At 71.6% G+C, this 15,417-nt stretch carries 15 protein-coding genes and 1 pseudogene; 13 read left to right on the top strand and 3 right to left on the bottom strand.

The genetic code is table 11. The features are described 5' to 3' along the window. Positions 1 to 6: 6 nt before the first annotated feature. Complete coding sequence (gene aspS / locus AB0N73_RS10035) at positions 7 to 1,350, bottom strand: aspartate--tRNA(Asn) ligase (protein WP_363562959.1); 1,344 nt, start codon at positions 1,348 to 1,350, stop codon at positions 7 to 9. A 46-nt stretch (positions 1,351 to 1,396) separates the two neighbouring features. Between aspS and AB0N73_RS10030 the strand changes: the two genes are divergently transcribed. From AB0N73_RS10030 to ccsB, 7 genes are all read left to right on the top strand, one after another. Beyond that, positions 1,397 to 1,912: a hypothetical protein gene (locus AB0N73_RS10030; protein ID WP_363562957.1), complete on the top strand. Its 516-nt coding sequence runs from the start codon at positions 1,397 to 1,399 to the stop codon at positions 1,910 to 1,912. A 90-nt stretch (positions 1,913 to 2,002) separates the two neighbouring features. Next, entirely contained in the window at positions 2,003 to 2,686 is a 684-nt protein-coding gene (locus AB0N73_RS10025) for a DedA family protein (RefSeq protein WP_363562955.1), read from the top strand. Between the two features lie 65 nt (positions 2,687 to 2,751). Beyond that, a complete protein-coding gene (locus AB0N73_RS10020) occupies positions 2,752 to 3,381 on the top strand; it encodes a histidine phosphatase family protein (protein ID WP_363562953.1) in 630 nt (209 codons plus the stop codon). Beyond that, positions 3,378 to 3,983, top strand: a complete 606-nt coding sequence (locus AB0N73_RS10015) for a TlpA disulfide reductase family protein (RefSeq protein WP_363562951.1) — start codon at positions 3,378 to 3,380, stop codon at positions 3,981 to 3,983. Before AB0N73_RS10020 ends, AB0N73_RS10015 begins: the two co-directional genes overlap by 4 nt. After that, a complete protein-coding gene (locus AB0N73_RS10010) occupies positions 3,980 to 4,714 on the top strand; it encodes a cytochrome c biogenesis protein CcdA (protein ID WP_363562949.1) in 735 nt (244 codons plus the stop codon). Before AB0N73_RS10015 ends, AB0N73_RS10010 begins: the two co-directional genes overlap by 4 nt. Further along, on the top strand, positions 4,695 to 6,626 hold the full coding sequence (locus AB0N73_RS10005; protein ID WP_363562947.1) for a cytochrome c biogenesis protein ResB: 1,932 nt from the start codon (positions 4,695 to 4,697) through the stop codon (positions 6,624 to 6,626). Before AB0N73_RS10010 ends, AB0N73_RS10005 begins: the two co-directional genes overlap by 20 nt. Before the next feature lie 4 nt (positions 6,627 to 6,630). Continuing rightward, positions 6,631 to 7,653 (top strand): c-type cytochrome biogenesis protein CcsB, encoded by a 1,023-nt coding sequence (ccsB, locus tag AB0N73_RS10000; protein WP_363562945.1) that lies wholly within the window; start codon positions 6,631 to 6,633, stop codon positions 7,651 to 7,653. 107 nt (positions 7,654 to 7,760) lie between these two features. Here the strand turns inward: ccsB and AB0N73_RS09995 are convergent. Continuing rightward, positions 7,761 to 8,686: pseudogene (locus AB0N73_RS09995) on the bottom strand (o-succinylbenzoate synthase). Between the two features lie 144 nt (positions 8,687 to 8,830). Here AB0N73_RS09995 and AB0N73_RS09990 point away from each other — a divergent pair. From AB0N73_RS09990 to AB0N73_RS09975, 4 genes are all read left to right on the top strand, one after another. Beyond that, complete coding sequence (locus AB0N73_RS09990) at positions 8,831 to 9,637, top strand: LLM class F420-dependent oxidoreductase (protein WP_363562943.1); 807 nt, start codon at positions 8,831 to 8,833, stop codon at positions 9,635 to 9,637. Further along, positions 9,634 to 10,536 (top strand): 1,4-dihydroxy-2-naphthoyl-CoA synthase, encoded by a 903-nt coding sequence (locus AB0N73_RS09985; RefSeq protein ID WP_363562941.1) that lies wholly within the window; start codon positions 9,634 to 9,636, stop codon positions 10,534 to 10,536. The genes AB0N73_RS09990 and AB0N73_RS09985 overlap by 4 nt, the downstream gene beginning before the upstream one ends. A gap of 61 nt (positions 10,537 to 10,597) precedes the next feature. After that, positions 10,598 to 11,686, top strand: coding sequence for an AMP-binding protein (locus AB0N73_RS09980; RefSeq protein ID WP_363563117.1), 1,089 nt, complete (start codon positions 10,598 to 10,600; stop codon positions 11,684 to 11,686). Between the two features lie 66 nt (positions 11,687 to 11,752). Then, positions 11,753 to 12,730 carry a 1,4-dihydroxy-2-naphthoate polyprenyltransferase gene (locus AB0N73_RS09975; protein ID WP_363562939.1) on the top strand — a complete coding sequence of 326 codons (978 nt, stop codon included), beginning with the start codon at positions 11,753 to 11,755 and terminating at the stop codon, positions 12,728 to 12,730. 18 nt (positions 12,731 to 12,748) lie between these two features. Here AB0N73_RS09975 and AB0N73_RS09970 read toward each other — a convergent pair whose 3' ends face one another. After that, on the bottom strand, positions 12,749 to 13,042 hold the full coding sequence (locus AB0N73_RS09970; protein WP_363562937.1) for a DUF4229 domain-containing protein: 294 nt from the start codon (positions 13,040 to 13,042) through the stop codon (positions 12,749 to 12,751). Between the two features lie 72 nt (positions 13,043 to 13,114). On the opposite strand from AB0N73_RS09970, the gene AB0N73_RS09965 reads away from it, so the two are divergent. Both AB0N73_RS09965 and menD read left to right on the top strand, forming a co-directional pair. After that, entirely contained in the window at positions 13,115 to 13,519 is a 405-nt protein-coding gene (locus tag AB0N73_RS09965; protein ID WP_363562935.1) for a PLDc N-terminal domain-containing protein, read from the top strand. A gap of 1 nt (position 13,520) precedes the next feature. Next, positions 13,521 to 15,341, top strand: coding sequence for a 2-succinyl-5-enolpyruvyl-6-hydroxy-3-cyclohexene-1-carboxylic-acid synthase (menD, locus tag AB0N73_RS09960; RefSeq protein ID WP_363562933.1), 1,821 nt, complete (start codon positions 13,521 to 13,523; stop codon positions 15,339 to 15,341). Positions 15,342 to 15,417 lie beyond the last annotated feature (76 nt).

Below are 15,417 nucleotides of genomic sequence, written 5' to 3'. Positions count from 1 at the left end.
CCGCGATTACGGCGCGAGCCGGGTGGGGCCGCGGAAGAGGAAGGTCACCTCGCGGATCGACGACTCGCCCAGCAGCAGCATGAGCACGCGCGCGAGCCCCATGCCGAAGCCGCCGTGCGGCGGCGCGCCGAAGCGGAAGAAGTCGAGGTAGAAGTCGAGGTGCTCGGGGTCGAGCCCCTTCTCCTTCGCCTGCTCGATCAGCACGTCGACGCGGTGCTCGCGCTGCGCGCCGGTCGTGATCTCGACGCCGCGGAAGAGCAGGTCGTAGCTCTTGGTGAGCCCGGTCTCCTCGTCGCGCATGTGGTAGAACGCCCGGATCGACGGGTGGTAGTCCGTGATGAACACGAACTGGTGGCCGTAGGTCTCCTCGACGTACGCCGCGATCTGACGCTCGCCCTCGGGGTCGAGGTCGCCGTCGGTGCGCGGCACCTCGTAGCCGCGGGACTTGACGATCTCGAGCGCCTCGGCGAGCGGGATGCGCGGGAACGGGATGGCCGGAACCTGCACCTCGACGTCGAAGAGCTCCGCGATCTCGTCGCCGTGCTTGTCCTTGACGGCCTGGAAGGCGAACTGCAGGATCTCCTCCTGCATGCGCGCGACGTCCTCGTGGGAGTCGATCCAGCTGATCTCGGCGTCGATCGAGGTGAACTCGGTCGCGTGTCGGCTCGTGAACGACGGGTCGGCGCGGAAGGCGGGAGCGATCTCGAAGATCTTGCCGAAGCCGGCGGACTGCGCCATCTGCTTGAAAAACTGCGGCGACTGCGCGAGGTACGCCGTCTTGTCCTCGAAGTAGGGGACCTCGAAGAGCTCGGCGTTGGACTCCGACGGGCTCGCCATCAGCTTCGGCGAGTGCACCTCGATGTAGTCGCGCTCGATCCAGTAGGTGCGGAGGGCGTGCTCGAAGGTCGTCTGCACGCGGAAGATCAGGTTGTTGCGGCGCTGACGCAGGTCGAGGAAGCGCCAGTCCATGCGCTTGTCGACGCTGGAGTCCGCCGCGATGGGCGTCTCGGGGTTGGCGGCGGCGGCCACATCCAGAGCGGCGATCTTGACCTCGACCCCGCCGAGCTTCACGCGCTCGTCGTGCTTCAGCTCGCCGGTGACGGTGAGGAAGGTGCCGGTCGCGAGCGCCGAGATGGTCTCGGTCAGCCCGAGCGCCGCCGACTGCTCCGGCGTCTGGTCGTCACCGAGCTCGCGGGTGGCCGGATTGACCAGCTGCACCGCCCCGGTTTCATCGCGGAGGATGATGAACTGCACCTTCTTCTGGTCACGGACGGTCTCGACCCATCCGGACACGGAGACGGTGCCCGCGGGGAGGGACTTCAGCTGGTTGACGAGGACGCGTTCGTTCACGAGAAGCCAGTCTACGGGGGTGCCCGCGCGCCCGTACGATGGGCGCGTGAGCAGCGAGCGTCCCGACGGCGATCCCGAGGTCTATCGGATGCCGCCGGAAGCCTTCCGCGTCGCGTCCGACGGCGTCGCCCCGCCGGCCGCGGAGCGCCCCTCCCCGCCCCGTGCTCCCGAGGCGCGCCGGCCCCGCCCGGCGGCGCCGCGGCCGGACCGCCCCGCGCGCCCGACCGTCGAACGGCGGCGCAAGGGATGGGACATCGCCCTGACGATCGTCCTGCTGGTCGTGCTTCTCGCGGTCGCGGGCGGGGCATCCCTGCTCGGGTTCGCGCTGGGGCTCGGTTCGGACGCCTGCGGTGCCGACGGTCGCATCTGCCGCGAGGGACTGCTCGTGGTCGGCGTCTGGATCGCCCTCACCGCGCCGTGGCTGGTCGCCGCCGTCGCCGTGTTCGTCGCGATCGTGCGGCTGGTGGTGCGACGCCGGGCGTTCTGGGTCCCTCTGGTGGGCATGGCGTTCGTCGCCGGGCTGTGGTGGATCGGCGCCGCCGTGGTGTGGGCCGCCACCTGACCCGCTCCCAGGCGCGGTTCACCTTCACGCCCTAGCGTGGAACGGCGTCCGGTCGGGCGCGACGATCACCGAGACCCCCTGAGGACCCCGATGACCGCGATCGCCTCCACGTCCGCCACGCCATCCGAGTCCTGGCTCACCAGGATCATGGAGTATCTCGTCGAGCTGATGGAGCTCATCGGCCCGGCCGGGGCGGGCATCGCGATCGCGCTGGAGAACCTCTTCCCGCCGCTGCCCAGCGAGGCGATCCTGCCGCTCGCGGGCATCGCGGCCAGCCTCGGCACGTTCACGCTCGCCGAGGCGCTGCTGTGGACGACGGCGGGGTCCCTCGTGGGCGCGCTCATCCTCTACGGGCTCGGTCGCTGGCTGGGCGTCGATCGCCTTCGGCGCATCGCGGTCAAGGTGCCGCTGCTGCATCCCGAGGACATCGACCGCACGGTCGCCTGGTTCACGCGACACGGCGGCAAGGCCGTCTTCTTCGGGCGGATGGTGCCGCTGTTCCGCAGTCTCATCTCCATCCCGGCCGGTGTCACCCGCATGCCCGTCTGGAAGTTCACGCTGCTGACCGCCGCGGGCAGCCTCATCTGGAACGCGATCTTCGTGCTCGCCGGGTTCTTCCTGGGCGAGTCGTGGCACATCGTCGAGGAGTACGCCGAGGTGTTCCAGGTGATCGTGATCGTGGCCGTCGTGATCGGTGTGGCGACGTTCGTGTACCTGCGCACGCGGTCGCTGCTGCGCCAGCGCCGACGCTCGAACACCGCGGCCACCGACTGAGTCGAGCACCCGGTGCGGCCCGACGTTCAGCCAATCCAGAGAACCCGCCGACGTAGAATTGCGGCGTGCCCGCCGAACGCCTTCATCTCGTGCGCCACGGAGAGGTCCACAACCCCTCCCGCGTGCTCTACGGACGGCTCCCGGACTTCCGGTTGAGCGCCGATGGTCGACGGATGACGCGCCAGGCCGCGGAGTACGTGCACGGGCTCGAGCGTCCCGTGACGGGACTCGTCTGCTCGCCGCTGCAGCGCACGCAGGAGTCGGCGGAGCCCTTCACCGAGCTGTTCGGGCTCGACCCGGTCATCGACCCCGACGTGATCGAGCCGTGGAACGTCTTCGAGGGCAAGCAGATGCGCCGGGCCCTCATGAACCCGCTCAACTGGCGGCACCTGGTGCGCCCCGCGCAGCCCAGCTGGGGCGAGCCCTACCGTGACGTCGTCGCCCGTATGCAGGCGGCGATGGGACGACTGTGGGATGCGGTGCCCGCGGGCGACGTCGTCATCGTCAGCCACCAGCTGCCGATCTGGATCACGCACCTCGCGATCGCCGGCGCCCCCCTCAAGCACGACCCGCGCACCCGCCGGTGCGCGCTCTCGAGCGTCACCAGCTTCGAGGGCGGACCCGGCGCCTGGCGCGAGGTCGCCTATGCGGAGCCGGCCGCATCCGCCGGCGCGATCGACGTGGGAGCAGTATGAGATTCCGTCCAGCACGTGCCGCATCCGCCCTGCTGGCGGTGGTGCTGGCGGCGACGCTGGCCGCGTGCACGAACGACACGCTGGCCGACCAGTACCGCGAGGGCTCGAACAAGGGCTACATCGGAGCGGACGGGCTCCAGGTGGTCGAGTACCCCGCCGACGAACGGTCGGAGCCCGTCGTGTTCACGGGCGTCACCGAGGACGGCGAGACACTGACCAACGAGGACTTCACCGACCAGGTGCTGGTCGTGAACTTCTGGTACGCCGCGTGCGGTCCGTGCATCGTGGAGGCGCCGCGCCTCGAGGAGTCGTACCAGTCGTTCGAGGGCCAGCCGGTGTCGTTCGTCGGCATCAACACCTACGACCAGGCGGCGACGGCGCAGGCCTTCGCCCGCGACAACGGCGTCAGCTACCCGAGCATGCTCGCCGTCGACGACAGCAAGCTCAAGCTCGCCTTCGCGAACGCCACCCCGCTCAGCGCCACCCCGACGACCCTCGTCCTCGACACCCAGGGCCGCGTCGCCGCCCGCGTGGTGGGCGAGCTGGCGGACGCCTCCATCCTCTCCACCCTCGTACGCGACACGCTCGCGGAATCCTCGTGACGGGCGTCGTCGCCGAAGGCGCGCTCTGGCTGGCCGTCCCCCTCGCCCTCGCGGCGGGACTCGTGTCGTTCCTCTCGCCCTGCGTCCTGCCGCTCGTGCCCGGATACCTCGGGTTCATCGGGGGAGCGGCCGGCACCTCCGCCGGGAACAAGGGCCGCGGGCGGCTGCTGCTGGGCGTACTGCTGTTCATCTCGGGATTCACCGTCGTGTTCATGGCGGTCACCGTGCTCGGCGGGACCCTCGGGCGCTTCTTCCTCGAGTACGCCGACCTGATCACCCGGGTCATGGGCGTCGTCGTGATCCTCCTGGGCTTCGTGTTCCTCGGCCTCTTCGGATTCGCCCAGCGCACCCTCAAGCCGCAGGTGCGCGGCAACGTCGGACTCGTGGGTGCGCCGCTGCTCGGACTCGCCATGGGCATCGGCTGGGCGCCGTGCATCGGCCCCACGCTCGGCGCGATCATCGCCGTCTCGTGGAACATGGGCGACCCGGGCCGCGCCGCCGTGCTGGGTCTCGCCTACTCGCTCGGCCTCGGCATCCCGTTCCTCTTGATCGCCGCCGGCTTCGGCTGGGCCTCGCGGTCGGTCGCGTTCCTGCGCCGCCACATCCGCGCCGTCAACATCATCGGCGGCATCCTTCTCATCGCCCTCGGCCTCGCCATGGTCACCGGCGTCTGGGGAGCCCTCATGTCCCACCTCCAGGGGGTGTTCCTGAATGTCCCGCTCCCGCTCTGACCGACCGGACGACGACGGATCCGAGCCGCTGCGGCCCTCCGACCACGTCGACGGTCACGCCGCGCCGTCCGCGAACGCCGACGGTTCGGTCACCGCGCCGCGTCTGGGACCGATCGAGTGGCTGCGCTGGGGATGGCGTCAGCTCACGAGCATGCGCACCGCGCTCGTGCTGCTGCTGCTGCTGGCCATCGCCGCCGTTCCCGGGTCGATCTTCCCGCAGCGTTCCGCCGACCCGAACGGCGTCACCCAGTTCCGCGCCGACAACCCGGATCTGTACCCGATCCTCGACCAGATCCAGCTGTTCGACGTGTACACGTCGGCATGGTTCTCCGCCATCTACCTGCTGCTGTTCCTCTCGCTGATCGGCTGCGTCATCCCGCGGATGAAGCATCACGCCAAGGCGCTCCGGGCCCGCCCGCCGCGCACGCCCGCGCGGCTGTCCCGGCTCGACGACCACCGCACGACCGAGCTGCAGCTGTCGGCCGACGCGGATGTGGAGGCGGCCGCCCAGCGGGTCGTCGACCTCGCTCAGCAGCAGCTGCGCGGCGCCCGGTACCGCGTCGAACGCTACGACGCGCGCGGGTCGCTCTCGGTCTCGGCCGAGCGCGGCTACCTGCGCGAGACCGGCAACCTGCTCTTCCACATCGCCCTGGTCGGTGTGCTGATCGGCGTCGGCGTGGGCGGGGCGCTCACCTACACCGGCCAGCGGGCGATCGTCCAGGACACGAGCTTCGTCAACGCCCTGACCGACTACTCCTCGTTCAACCCCGGCCGTTTCGTGAACGCCGACGTGCTCTCGCCGTACACGATCACGCTCGACCGCTTCGACCTCACCTACCAGCCCGCCGGCACCGCCGCATCCGGTCAGGCCGGCGATTTCGTCGCCCACGTGACCACGCAGCAGCCGGGCGAGGACGAGCAGACCGGCGAGGTGCGGGTCAATCACCCGCTCGACATCGCCGGCGACCGCGTCTACCTGATGGGCAACGGCTACGCGCCGACCATCACGGTGCGCGACGCCGAGGGCCAGGTCGTCTTCCGGGATGCGGTGCCGTTCCTACCGCAGGACAACAACATGACCTCGCTCGGCGTCGTCAAGATCGCCGACGGCCTGCCCGAGCAGGTCGGCCTGGTGGGCTTCTTCTACCCGACGATGCAGGAGCTGGAGACGGGGGCGAAGACCTCGGTCTACCCGGCGCTGGTGTTCCCCGTGCTCTCGCTCGACGTGTACTCGGGTGATCTCGGCATCGACGACGGCACGCCCCGCTCGGTCTACACGCTCGACCCGGAGGGCATGACCAAGCTCGCCGGGCGCGACACCGACACCCCCTCGATCGAGCTGCTGCCCGGGCAGACCACGGCGCTGCCCGACGGCCTCGGCACGATCACCTTCGAGAACGCCAACGCCCCCGACACGGTGGAGGTCACCGACGGCACGCTGCAGTCGCTGTCGCCGACCGCCGACTACGACGAGTCCGTGAAGCGCTACGTGTCGCTGTCGATCCACCACGACGTCGGTGCCCCGTGGGTGCTCCTCTTCGCGGTCCTGGCGCTGCTCGGCCTGCTGCTGGCGCTGTTCGTGCCGCGTCGGCGCATGTGGGTCAAGGTCACCCCCGTCGGGAAGACCCTGCGCATCGAGTACGCGGGACTCGCCCGCGGCGAGGACCCGCAACTGGCCGTCGCCGTCGCGCAGTTCGCCGACCGCCACCGCGAGAGCGTGGAGGCCGCGCTGGCCGCCGACATCGCCGCCCCGGCCGCATCCGCGGGCGACGGCCCGGATGGCGGCGCCGTCGCCGGTGCCGCCCGGGACGGAGCAGCCCGCTCCGCGGAACCCGCCCCGGCCGCATCCGAAGACACCGACCCGGCCGCATCCGCCGACCGGCCGCCCCGCTCGTCCCCGAAAGTAGACTGACGCCATGACCGACCAGCTCTCGCTCGACGACGTCTCGGTTCTCCTCGTCTGGACCGCCGTCGTCATCTACGCGCTCGCGTTCATCGCGTACGCGATCGACCTCGCGCGGCGGTCGGCGCAGGCCGTCGACGCGCAGGACTCCGCGGTGCGCGAGCGTCAGCTCGTCGCCGCCGGCGGCGAGACGATCGCCGAGGTGCGCGCGAGCGAATCGGCGGCGGCCGCATCCCTCGCCGCTCGCGGACGCGACCGTTCCCGCCCGCTCTGGGCGCGCATCGGCACGTCGCTCATCTGGCTCGGCTTCCTGTTCCACCTGGGGGCGACCGTCACCCGCGGCATCGCGGCCGAGCGGGTGCCGTGGTCCAACATGTACGAGTTCGCGATGACCGGGACGCTGCTGATCATCGCGGTGTACCTGGGCGTGCTGTTCCGGTACGACCTCCGCTTCCTCGGCGCGTTCATCTCCGGACTCGTCGTGCTGCTGCTGGGCGGCACGCTGGTCGGCCAGCTCTACGTCGAGGTCACGCCGCTGTCGGATCCGCTGAAGAGCATCTGGCTGGTCATCCACGTGTTCGTCGCGTCGCTGGCGACCGCGCTGTTCGCGCTCGCGTTCGCGTTGTCGGTGCTGCAGCTGCTGCAGGCTCGCCGTGAGCGCAAGGCCGAGACCGCCGAGGCGGGCGCGAAGACCGGGCCCGGATTCCTGCGCCTGGTGCCGAGCGCCGACAACCTCGAGTCGCTCGCCTACCGCTTCGCGATCATCGGCTTCATCTTCTGGACCTTCACGCTCATCGCCGGCGCCATCTGGGCCAACGACGCGTGGGGCCGGTACTGGGGCTTCGACACGAAGGAAGTCTGGACCTTCGTGATCTGGGTGCTCTACGCCGGGTACATCCACGCCCGCGCGACCCGCGGATGGCGCGGCACCCGTTCGGCGTGGCTCTCGATCATCGGTTTCGCCGCCGTGATGTTCAACTTCACCATCGTGAACATGTTCTTCAAGGGCCTCCACGTCTACAGCGGCCTCAACTAGCCCCCCCGACCCCGACCCCGACCCGCGAGACAGCACTTTCGCGCCGAGACCGCGGGTTAAACCCACCGTCTCGGCGCGAAAGTGCTGTCTCGGCGGTCCAGCGATCGTCAGGGGGCGAGGAGGGCGTGGCAGCGCTCGAGGCGGGCGAGCCACCAGCCGCGCCGCTCGGCGGGGGCAGCGAGCCGGCGCAGGCGATCGGGGGATGGGGTCGCCCGCCGCACCTCGATCGCACCGTCGACCGCGCGCAACGGCTCGTCGGTGACGTCCTCGGCCAGCAGCGACGACGTGCCCAGACCGCAGTCGAACGACAGGTCCGGCAGCGCGGCCGCGAGCGCGAGCCCCATGCCGAGCCCGACGGAGGTGTCGAGCGCGCTCGACACGAACGCTGAAGCCCCGCCTCCGCCACGATCCCGAGCGCCCGGCGCACTCCGCCCAACGGCGCCGCCTTCACGACGAGAAGGTCGGCGGCGCCCTCGCGCGCGACGAGGAGCGGATCGTCGGCACGGCGCACGCTCTCATCGGCCGCGATCAGGATGTCGGTGCGGTGCACCCGCGTGCGCAGCTCCGACAGCTCGGCCACCGTGGCGCACGGCTGCTCCGCGTACTCCAGGTCGAACACCGCGAGCGCCCGCAGCGCGCGCTCCGCCTCGTCCACGTTCCACGCGCCGTTCGCGTCGACGCGGATGCGGCCGGCCGCCCCCATCGCGTCGCGCACCGCGGCGACCCGCGCCAGGTCGTCGGCGAGCGTCTGCCCGCGTTCGGCGACCTTGACCTTCGCCGTGCGGCATCCGTCGAAGTGGCCGAGGACGCGCGGCACCTCGGCCGCATCCACCGCCGGGATCGTGGCGTTCACCGGGATGCGGTCGCGCACCGGCTCGGGCTGCGGTCGCCAGGCGAAGTCCACCGCCGCGGCGAGCCAGGCGGCCGCCTCGGCGTCGTCGTACTCGGCGAACGGCGAGAACTCGGCCCATCCCTCCGGCCCTTCGAACAGCAGCGCTTCGCGGGTCTCGAGGCCCCGGAACCGGGTGCGCATCGGAAGGGAGACGACGTGCGCGCCGCGGCGCAGTTCGCTGAAGGACGGGATCACATCCCCATCCTGCCCCCGCCTCCGTCGGTGCGCACCCCTCTGCGCCGTGGATGCAGCTCCCCCGGGGCGGGAGGGTCCTAGGCTGGCGGCATGCCTCTTCTTGACACTCCGGTCCGTCTCGGGATCCAGATCCAGCCGCAGCACGCCACGTACGCGGACATCCGCGACGCCGTCCTCCGCTTCGAGGACATGGGCGTGGACATCCTCTTCAACTGGGACCACTTCTTCCCGCTCTACGGCGACCCGGACGGCGCGCACTTCGAGGCGTGGACGATGCTCGCCGCGTGGGCCGAGCAGACCGAGCGGGTCGAGTTCGGCACGCTCGTCAACTGCAACAGCTACCGCAACCCCGACCTGCAGGCCGACATGGCGCGGACGATCGACCACATCAGCGCCAAGGGCGGCGAGGGACGGTTCGTGTTCGGCACCGGCTCGGGCTGGTTCGAGCGCGACTACGACGAGTACGGCTACGAGTTCGGCACGGCGGGGTCGCGTCTGAACGACCTCGGCGACGGGCTCGCGCGCGTCACCGCCCGCTGGGACGCGCTCAACCCGGCGCCGACCCGCCGCATCCCCATCCTCATCGGCGGCCAGGGCGAGAAGAAGACGCTCCGCCTCGTGGCGCGGTACGCCGACATCTGGCACAGCTTCGTCTCGCCCGACGAGATGGCGCGCAAGCTCGGCGTCATCGAGACGTGGGCCGAGACGGAGGGCCGCGACGTGTCGGGTCTGATCGTGTCGAACGAGCTCAAGGACCGCGACGAGGCGCTGGCCGATGCGATGTTCGACGCAGGCGCGCGTCTGTTCACCCTCGGCATCAACGGCCCCGACTACGACGCCGACATCGTGCGCCAGTGGCTGCGGTGGCGCGACGCCAAGAACGGCACCGCGGCGTGAGCGTCTCGGAGCTGTTCGACGAGGCCGAGTGGGAGCTCGCGTCGGGTGCCGAGGGCTTCACCGACATCACCTCCCACGTCTCACGCGACGGACGCATCGCCCGCATCGCGTTCGACCGGCCCGAGGTGCGCAACGCCTTCCGCCCGCACACGGTGGACGAGTTGTACCGCGCGCTCGACGCCGCCCGCCAGAACCCGCGCATCGGCGTCGTGCTGCTCACCGGCAACGGCCCGAGCCCGAAGGACGGCGGCTGGGCGTTCTGCTCCGGCGGCGACCAGCGCATCCGCGGGCGCGACGGCTACAAGTACTCGGACGAGGAGACCACGGTGCAGGACCCGGCGCGCGCCGGTCGCCTGCACATCCTCGAGGTGCAGCGCCTCATCCGCTTCATGCCCAAGGTCGTCATCGCGGTCATCCCGGGATGGGCTGCCGGGGGCGGGCACTCGCTGCACATCGTCGCCGACCTGTCGATCGCCTCGGCCGAGCACGGCCGCTTCAAGCAGACCGACGCGGATGTGGGATCGTTCGACGCGGGGTACGGCTCGGCGTACATGGCCCGGCAGGTGGGGCAGAAGGTGGCCCGCGAGGTGTTCTTCCTCGCCGAGGAGTACTCCGCCCAGCGCGCGTACGAGATGGGCGCGGTCAACCGCGTGGTGCCGCATGCCGACCTCGAACGCGAGGCGATCGCCATGGCCCGTACCATCCTCGGCAAGTCGCCCACCGCCATCCGGATGCTGAAGTTCGCGTTCAACGCGGTGGATGACGGCCTGGTCGGCCAGCAGGTGTTCGCGGGCGAGGCCACGCGGCTCGCCTACGGCACCGATGAGGCGGTCGAGGGGCGCGACGCGTTCCTCGAGAAGCGCGATCCCGACTGGGCGCCCTATCCGTGGCAGTACTAATGTCGCTGTGAGCGGCTACCTCACGGCGCGCGCCCCGCGCGGGGCGGGTGCCGTCGACGTGATGGATGCGGTCCGTGCCGTCCTCGACGGCTCGGGGCCGGCGGTGCATCTCGGCGGCGGGGACGACGTGGCGGTGCCCGCGGGCACCGCGGCGGTGGTCACCACATCCGGCTCGACGGGGTACCCGAAGAACGTGGCGCTCAGCCGCGTCGCGCTGCTCGCCAGCGCCCGCGCGACGGCGCAGCGCATCGGCGAGGGTGCCTGGCTGCTGGCGCTGCCGCCCACGTATGTGGCGGGCCTGCAGGTGATCGTGCGCTCGGTGCGCGCGGGGCACCTGCCCGCCGTCATCGAGGGCCACTTCACGGCCGAGGCGTTCGTCGCCGCGACCCGGGCGCTGACCGAGCGTGCGGGTGGGCAGCGGCTGCTCACCTCGCTCGTGCCGACGCAGCTGACGCGGTTGATCGAGGCGGGTGACGACCCGCGGGTGCGCGCGGCGCTCGCCGCCTACGACGCGATCCTCGTCGGCGGCCAGGCGTTGCCCGACGCCGTCTCGGCGCGCGCGACCGAGCAGGGTGCCCGCATCATCCGCACCTACGGGGCGAGCGAGACGAGCGGGGGATGCGTCTACGACGGTCGGCCGCTCGAGGGGGTGCGCGTCGCGGTCGTCGACGGCGAGATCCGTCTCGCGGGGCCGACGCTCGCCGACGGCTACCTCGGCGACGCGGAGCGCACGGCGGCGGCGTTCGTGCGCGACGACGGGATGCGCTGGTATCGCACCGGCGACGCCGGTGTCTTCGCCGACGGGCTGCTGCAGGTCACCGGTCGCATCGACAACGTGATCATCTCGGGCGGCATCAACGTGTCGCTCGACCGCGTGGAGCGCGCAGTCCGCGCCCTCCCGGGGCTCTCCGGGGCCGTCGTGATCGGCGTGGACGATGAGCGGTGGGGTGAGGCGTCGGTCGTCGTCGTGCCCCGTGGCGACGGTCCGCACGGGGATGCCGCGGCCGACCGCCTGGCCGAGGTGCGGGCGGCCGTCGGCCGGGACGTCGGCGCCCCCGCCCGACCGCAGCGCATCGAGGTCGTCGACGCACTGCCGGTGCTCGCCAGCGGCAAGCCCGACCGCGTGGCCCTCCGCCGCCGGCTCTCCTGACCGCGGTGGCACCCGCATCCGAGCCCGAGGGATGGGGGAGAGGGCGGGGGAATAGGATGTCTCCTCGTGGCAGGTAAGACGAAGAAGCGCCGCGGCGCCGGCGCGAAGCGCCCCCGTTCGCACGGCAACCCGCAGCGGGTGCACGAGTCGGGCGACCCTCGCGTGCGTCCCAAGGCGACCGCGCGCGACTGGATCGGCGGGGCGCGACTGCGGACGCTCCCGCTGGCCGTCTCGCCGGTGCTGATCGGTACGGGCGCGGCCCGCCTGGTCGACAACGAGTTCCACTGGCTCCTCGCGCTCGGGTGCCTCGCGGTCGCCGTGCTGCTGCAGATCGGCGTCAACTACGCCAACGACTACAGCGACGGGGTGCGGGGGACCGACGACGTGCGCGTCGGCCCGGCCCGGCTCACCGGCGGCGGCAAGGCGAAGCCGCGCACGGTGCTGATCGTCACCCTCACCTTCTTCGCGCTCGCCGCGCTGTCGGGGCTCGCGGTGACCATCCGCACCCAGCAGTGGTGGTTCCTCGCCGTCGGCGCGGTGTGCATCATCGGCGCCTGGTTCTACACCGGCGGCAAGCGCCCGTACGGGTACAACGCGCTCGGTGAGCTGTTCGTCTTCATCTTCTTCGGGCTCGTCGCGACGCTCGGCACCACGTGGGTGCAGGTGCAGGCCATCCCGCAGGAGGCCTGGTTCGGCGCGGTGGCGGCGGGGCTGTTCGCCTGCGCCGTGCTGCTCGCCAACAACCTGCGCGACATCGAGCAGGACAGAGAAGCGGGCAAGCGCACACTCAGCGTGCTCATCGGCAAGCGGGCCACGCAGGTCGTGTTCACGCTCTTCGTGCTCGCGCCCATCGGCATCGGCGTGTTCCTGGCGGTGTTCTACCCGATTGCCTGGCTGACGCTCATGGTGCTGCTGCTCGTGCTGCCGGCCGCGCTCATCGTGTGGACCTTCCAGCGACCGAAGGAGCTCATCGTCGCGCTGAGCCTCACCTCGCTCGGCTCGCTCGCCTACGCGGGCCTGCTCTTCTGGGCCTTCGTGGGCTGAACGCCCGGCGCGAGGCCGTCAGGAGGTGGTGTCGCGCTCGCCGGCGGGGGCGTCCAGCGCGGCATCCTCGGCATCCGCGTCCTCCGCGCCCGCGGGACGGCGGGGGCTGCGCGGCGCGCCGAGACTGGCGGTCGCCTCGGCCAGCGGCCGACGCAGGAAGAGGATCGAGAGGCTGAGCCCGATGAGCGCCGCGAAGATCGCGGCGAGCCAGTAGAGCTCCCGGAAGATCGGGAACAGCATGAGCACGGCGAACGGGATGATGAACGCCAGGATGCGCAGCACCGAGTAGACGATCGCGGGTCGAGCCTTCACCCCCTCATCCTACGTCGCGCGCCCGCCGCGGCTCCCGGGCCGAGTCCAGGCTGCGCAGCCTAGGATGGGGGCATGGTCCGGCTCCTGCTCATTCTGGCGCTCGTGGCCGTGGTCTTCTGGGTCTACAGCATCGTCGACTGCGCGATGCAGCCGTCGACACGGCACCGCGGCGTCAGCAAGGGTGCATGGGTGCTGATCGTCGTGCTGCTGCCGGTCGTGGGCGGCATCCTCTGGTTCACCGCCGGTCGCATCGGCAAGCGGGCGATCGCGGCGCGACGCGCCCCTGACGACGACCCCGAGTTCCTGCGCACGATCGGATCGATCAGCGACCAGGACGAGCGCATCCGCCGCCTCGAAGAGGAGCTCGCGCAGCTCGACGCCGAGGCCGAGCCCGACAGCATCCCCGACGTTCCGGGCGAGACCCCCTCGGGTCGTGCGACACCGCAGCAGCCCGATGACGAGGACGATTCGCGCTGATATGAGCGGGAACGACACCGCGGGTCGCGCACCGGCGACGGATGCGGCCGCGGCACTGCTGCAGCGCCTGGTGCGGCGCGGCGTCGCCCACATCGTCGTCAGCCCCGGTTCGCGCTCCCAGGCGCTCGCCCTCGCCGCCGCCGACCTCGAACGGCGCGGGCTCGTGCGCGTGCACGTGCGGATCGACGAGCGGGTCGCCGGCTTCACCGCGTTGGGCATCGGGCGCGAGACCGGGGCGCCGGCCGTCGTCATCTGCACCTCGGGCACGGCCGTCGCCAACCTGCTGCCCGCGGCCCTCGAGGCCCACCACGCCGGCGTGCCGATGATCCTCGTGACCGGCGACAGGCCGCCCGAGCTGCGCGGCGTCGGCGCCAACCAGACCACGCGGCAGCCGGGGCTGTTCGCCGCGGCGGCGCGCCTCGAGGCGGACGCCCCGGTGCCCGACGCGCTCGACGACGGCGACGGCGAGCAGTCGATCATCTTCCGACGCCTCGCCGACGACGCGGTGGACGCGGCGCTCGGTGCGGGCACCCGCTCCGCCGGGCCCGTGCACTTGAACCTCCCCTTCCGCGAGCCGCTGGCGGGCGCGCTGCCGGCCTGGTTCGTCGATGCCGTGACCGAGGAGATCGACGGCGGAGCCGACGAGCTCGATGCGAGCGAGTCGGACGACGCCGCCGCCGCGGACGACGCCGAGCTCGCCTCAGGGGCGCTGTACCAGGGCGGCGGCGGCATCGGGGGATCCGATGTGCCGGCCGAGTGCGCACCCGAGCCGATGCTGCTCGAGCGCGGACCCCGCACCGTCGTGATCGCGGGAGCCGACGGCGGCCCGGATGCCGAGCGTCTCGCGCACGAGGGCGGGTGGCCGCTGATCGCCGAGATCGTGAGCGGGGCGCGCTTCGGCCGGTACCTCGTGCACGGGTACCGCGGTCTGCTCGCCGACCGGGGTCTGGGCGGCCGCATCGAGCGGGCCGTCGTGTTCGGACACCCGACGCTGAGCCGCGAGGTCACGGCGCTGCTGAGCCGCGACGACGTCGAGGTGCTCGCGGTGCGTGGACCGGGCGAACCGTTGAACCTCAACGGTTCGACCTCCGCGGTCGATGACGTGGCGGTCGCCGACGGCCCGGCCGACCGAGAATGGCTGGGCGCGTGGATGCAGGCGGCCCGCGCCGCATCCGTCGACCTCTCTCCACCGGCGCCGGACGCCGACGGCCTGGCCTCGGCGGTGCCCGCCGAGCGGCTCGGCGCGATCTCGGCCGAACTCGACGTGATGCGGCGCCCGCTCGATCGTGCGGCGCTCGTGGATGCCGTGTGGCGGGCGACGTGGCCGCACGATCGACTGATGTTCGGATCGTCGCGCCTGGTGCGTGTGGCCGATCAGGTGCTCGGCGGCAAGAAGGTGCCCGTGCACGCCAACCGGGGTCTCGCCGGCATCGACGGCACGATCGCGACGGCCATGGGCATCGCGATCGCCAGCCAGGGCGAAGGACGGCCCGGCGTGACCCGCGTCATCCTGGGCGATCTGACGCTGCTCCACGACGTGGGGGCGCTGCTGCTGCCCGCGATCGAGCACGAACCCCGCATCCAGGTCGTCGTCGGCAACGACGGCGGCGGCACGATCTTCGACGGGCTCGAGGTGGCCGCGGTCGCCGAAGCCGCCGACATGGACCGGATGCTCTACACGCCGCAGTCGGTGCGCCTCGAGCAGCTCGCGCTCGCCTACGGCTGGGAGTACCAGCGCGTCACGACCCGCTCGGCGCTCGATCAGGCCCTGACTTCGCCCGTCGGCGGCCGCCAGCTCATCGAGGTCCCCCTCCCGCGCTGACCCCCGCGGTGGCTGACAGGTGACGGTATTTGATTTGTTGCCCGCCAAACGACCGATGTGTTTCAATTTTCTGTAG

Source organism: Microbacterium sp. NPDC089189 (genome assembly GCF_040685095.1).
Lineage (GTDB): Bacteria > Actinomycetota > Actinomycetes > Actinomycetales > Microbacteriaceae > Microbacterium.
The sequence above is the reverse complement of the archived record's forward strand: the minus strand, read 5'-3'. Positions and strand labels throughout refer to the sequence as shown.

Coding starts and splice junctions, on each gene's coding strand:
- AB0N73_RS10025 (WP_363562955.1), top strand. CDS start 2,003: ATGACCGCGATCGCCTCCACGTCCGCCACGCCATCCGAGTCCTGGCTC.
- AB0N73_RS10015 (WP_363562951.1), top strand. CDS start 3,378: ATGAGATTCCGTCCAGCACGTGCCGCATCCGCCCTGCTGGCGGTGGTG.
- AB0N73_RS10005 (WP_363562947.1), top strand. CDS start 4,695: ATGTCCCGCTCCCGCTCTGACCGACCGGACGACGACGGATCCGAGCCG.
- ccsB (WP_363562945.1), top strand. CDS start 6,631: ATGACCGACCAGCTCTCGCTCGACGACGTCTCGGTTCTCCTCGTCTGG.
- AB0N73_RS09990 (WP_363562943.1), top strand. CDS start 8,831: ATGCCTCTTCTTGACACTCCGGTCCGTCTCGGGATCCAGATCCAGCCG.
- AB0N73_RS09980 (WP_363563117.1), top strand. CDS start 10,598: ATGGATGCGGTCCGTGCCGTCCTCGACGGCTCGGGGCCGGCGGTGCAT.
- AB0N73_RS09965 (WP_363562935.1), top strand. CDS start 13,115: ATGGTCCGGCTCCTGCTCATTCTGGCGCTCGTGGCCGTGGTCTTCTGG.
- menD (WP_363562933.1), top strand. CDS start 13,521: ATGAGCGGGAACGACACCGCGGGTCGCGCACCGGCGACGGATGCGGCC.